We start from the raw sequence: 3,469 nt of genomic DNA, 5'->3' as shown, positions 1-3,469 counted from the left end.
CCCCAAACCGGCATGAACATCACACCATCGCTGGAAGCGGGATGGAATCACCTACAAATCCACCCACGCTCTGCTACGCAGCATCCACCAGGATCCCTAAGCAAAACCCTCAACAGCCGGAGACCCTCACGGCTCCCGGCGGCACGATCAAGGCATGACCGAGCCGACGAGACACAGCACCGTTGGACTGCCGCGCCGTCCGATCCTGCCGCCCCCGCCCACCTTGGCCCCGGCATCACCCGTCATCTCGTTGCCGCTGTCGTCGGCCATCGGCTCCATCCACTACGTGGACTGCACCACCTGCGTCAGCCTGCTCAGGGCGCGGAGCAGGTACCGGGAGCGCGGCGACGAGACCGGGGTGCAGAAGATCAACGACGACCTGGCGGCTCACTGCGCCAAGCGCCATGTGCGGGCGCAGGAGCGGTGAGATGTCGGGCCTGCGAGCGTTACCAAGAGGTCGTCAACGCGGCCATCGGGCGCCTTCAGTGGGAGCGCGTACAAGCACGGACCGCTCTGCCCGCAAAGAGCCGCAGAAGCACACGAGACGCCGTCAGCACCGCCGAAGCGGAGTTGGCCACCCTCCGCACCAGATGGGCCCGACAACGGACCGTCTGCGGGTGCCCCAAGTGATCCGGCGGGTGGCCTGGCTGGAGATCGCCGAAGGCCTGCTACTCGTCGGCTGTCTGGCGCTGTCCCTCAGCGCCGCTGTCTGGCTCGCTGTCCACGGCGGACCGAGCCACTTCTAGACCCCCGACGGGTAGCGCCGTGACGGCTGACGAGCCGTTGCCGCGTCCGTCCGCCCCATCCGGGGTGCCGCGTAAGCGGTGAGGGAGAGGGCCCCGCTCGTGCGCTGCCTCCGTAGCGTGTGGGCGGGGCTCCTTGCCGCTCCCGCCACATGTCGAAGACGACCGTGACAGGCTCGTGACGGCCCCACCTCTCGGCCCGACCGGGAGCCTCCGTTGCCGCCACAACATCGCCACATGGCGCCCGGAAAAAGGCCGGAACGGCCATGATCACTCCGAAACGGAGGGAGTGACGATTGGACAGCAAAAGGCCCCCTGACCTGCCGTTCTGGCAGATCAGAGGGCCTTGCGCTAGATGGCCGACGGATGAGTCGACCTATACGCCGGGTTCTGTCTCCCAGGGGCCTTACGGCCCTCGGGGAGGCGGCCATCCATCTAGGCCTGCCGTTGCCGACAGGCTCGTGCGGTCTACCCGCGGACTCGGGCGAGCAGCCCTCGAGCGTCCGCGCAGGGTCGCCTGACGGCGGCCCCTCTTGACCTTGCTCCGAGTGGGGTTTACCTAGCCGTCCAGGTCACCCTGGACGCTGGTGGTCTCTTACACCACCGTTTCACCCTTACCGGAAGCCTTGCGGCCCCCGGCGGTCTGTTTTCTGTGGCACTGTCCCGCGGGTCACCCCGGGTGGGCGTTACCCACCACCCTGCTCTGTGGAGCCCGGACGTTCCTCGTGGGTCCGAAGATCCCACGCGACCGCCCGGCCGGCTCATCCGCCGTGCCGACCATGCTACCTGCCGCAGCGCGGCGCGGGCGCGGGCCCTTGACCCTCCCGCAGCGGCAACGTCTCTACTGGGGGCATGAGGATCGGGGAACTCGCGGAACTGGCCGGTGTCAGCACCCGCGCCGTACGTCACTACCACCACCTCGGGCTGCTGCCCGAGCCCCGGCGGCTCGCCAACGGCTACCGCGCCTACGGGCTCCGGGACGCCGTGGTGCTCGCACGCGTCCGCCGCCTCACGGAGCTGGGGCTGAGTCTCGACGAGGTACGGGACGTGCTCGCCGACGACGCCGGGCGCGAGCTCCGCGAGGTGCTGGAGGAACTGGACGCCGGCCTCGCGCGGCAGGAGGAGGCGATACGCGCCCGCCGCGAACGGCTCGCCGCGCTGCTGCGCCGGGCGGACGGGGAAGGGCTGCCCGCCGAGAGCCCCGTGTCCGAGGAACTGGCGGCGCTCTTCGCCGCGACGGCCCGTACCGCCGAGGAGCCGCCCGGCCCGCCGTCCCCGCTCGCCGCCAAGGACCGCGAGCTGCTGGCCCTGCTGGAGACGAACGCCCCGCCCGGGACCCGCGACCGTATGTACGGGATGTACGAGGCGCTCCGTTCCCTGGCCACCGCGCCGGGCGCGAGCGGCCGGATCCACGAGACGTACGCGCTCCTCGACGCGCTCGCCGACGCCGCGCCGGACGACCCGCGCGTGGCCGAGGCCGCGCGGGCGGTCGTCGCGTGCCTGCCGCCGGACGTCGTGAGCGGGCTCCCGTACGCCGCCGAGGGCGCCGGCCCGGCGGCGGAACCCTTCCTCGCGGCGTTCCTCGCCGACTTCGCCCCCGCGCAGGCGGAAGCCCTCCGGCGCGCCTTCCGGGCCCTGGCCGAGGGGGACGCGTGAGGCTCCTGCGCGCGTGGTCCACGTACGAGGCGCGCACGTGGGCCGGGCTCTGGCTGTGGCTGACGCGGCGCCGCGACGGTGTCGGCGTCGGCGGAGACGGGGGCGCACGCGGTTTCGGGTACGCCGGGGCCCAGGCGTCGACGGTGTACGGGCTCGTCTTCGTCTGCGTGGTCGAGACCGTGGGGATGTCCCTGTGGACCGCCTCCATGGGGATGCCCGTCCTGCACTGGACGGTGCTGGTCCTGGACGTCTACACCGTGCTGCTCGCCCTCGGCTACCACGCCGCGGGCGTCGCCCGGCCGCACACGGTCGGCCCGGAGGGGCTGCGCGTCCGCCACGGCGCGCTGCTGGACGTGCGCATTCCGGCGGGGCTCGTCGCGGACGTCCGCCGCGAGCTGCGGTTCCCCGCCGGGAGCACGGTGCCCGACGACGTCCTGGACGTCCCCGTGGCCGCGCAGACCTCGCTCACGGTGGAGCTCGCCGCGCCCGTCGCCGTCACCCGGCTCCTCGGGCGGCCCCGGGAGGTCCGTACGGTCCGCTGCCACGCCGACGACCCGCACGCCCTGGTGGCCGCGGTCCGCGAGCTCATCGCACACGACGCGGACGACGCGGACGGGCTCACGCCGGGGCGAACCACACCTTGTCCCGGCCCGGGTCGGCCTCGATGACGCGGACGCGCATGCGCTGCCCGAGCGGCAGGGGCGGGCCGTCGCCGTCGCCCTCGACATGGCCGACCACGGCGGGCTCGTAGAGGTGGACCCTGCCCGCGGTGGGGCGGTCCTCCTCGACGTCCACCACGTAGGCGTCGAAGACCTGGCCGATCCGGTCCCGTAGAAGCGCCGCCTCGACGAGGTCCACGGACTCCCGCTCCGCCTGCGCGGAGCGCCGGGCGCCCTCCGCCATCTCGCCGGGCAGGGCCTCCAGGGCGACCCGTACCCACTCCGGGGGCTCGCTGCCCGCGGCCGCCGCCAGGCACAGCTCGCCGGTGTAGCGGTCGACGAGCCGGCGCAGCGGGGCCGTGCAGTGGGTGTACGGCGCGGCGAGCGCGGCGTGGGTGAGGGCGGCCGGGT

The 3,469-nt window shown here is 73.0% G+C and carries 4 protein-coding genes, 1 other RNA gene and 1 pseudogene; 4 read left to right on the top strand and 2 right to left on the bottom strand.

What is annotated here, in order from left to right:
* The first annotated feature begins 154 nt into the window (after window positions 1-154).
* Window positions 155-427, top strand: coding sequence for a hypothetical protein (locus K6I34_RS33945; protein WP_229331888.1), 273 nt, complete (start codon window positions 155-157; stop codon window positions 425-427).
* 190 nt (window positions 428-617) lie between these two features.
* Window positions 618-746 (top strand): hypothetical protein, encoded by a 129-nt coding sequence (locus tag K6I34_RS38500; protein ID WP_275127211.1) that lies wholly within the window; start codon window positions 618-620, stop codon window positions 744-746.
* 360 nt (window positions 747-1,106) lie between these two features.
* Here K6I34_RS38500 and rnpB read toward each other — a convergent pair.
* An RNA gene (rnpB, locus tag K6I34_RS33940) (RNase P RNA component class A) lies at window positions 1,107-1,507 on the bottom strand.
* 88 nt (window positions 1,508-1,595) lie between these two features.
* Between rnpB and K6I34_RS33935 the strand changes: the two genes are divergently transcribed.
* Together K6I34_RS33935 and K6I34_RS33930 are read left to right on the top strand one after the other, a co-directional pair.
* Window positions 1,596-2,399: a MerR family transcriptional regulator gene (locus K6I34_RS33935; protein ID WP_229331887.1), complete on the top strand. Its 804-nt coding sequence runs from the start codon at window positions 1,596-1,598 to the stop codon at window positions 2,397-2,399.
* Window positions 2,396-3,067: a hypothetical protein gene (locus tag K6I34_RS33930; RefSeq protein ID WP_229331886.1), complete on the top strand. Its 672-nt coding sequence runs from the start codon at window positions 2,396-2,398 to the stop codon at window positions 3,065-3,067. The genes K6I34_RS33935 and K6I34_RS33930 overlap by 4 nt, the downstream gene beginning before the upstream one ends.
* Here K6I34_RS33930 and K6I34_RS33925 read toward each other — a convergent pair.
* Window positions 3,018-3,469 (bottom strand): annotated as a pseudogene (locus K6I34_RS33925) (RNB domain-containing ribonuclease); the annotation flags it as partial. The gene K6I34_RS33930 and the pseudogene K6I34_RS33925 sit on opposite strands and share 50 nt — an antisense overlap.

It is taken from the genome of Streptomyces sp. UNOC14_S4 (assembly GCF_020740835.1).
Classification (GTDB): Bacteria; Actinomycetota; Actinomycetes; order Streptomycetales; family Streptomycetaceae; genus Streptomyces.
Note: the sequence above shows the minus strand (reverse complement) of the source record. Positions and strands in the feature narration are given on the sequence as shown.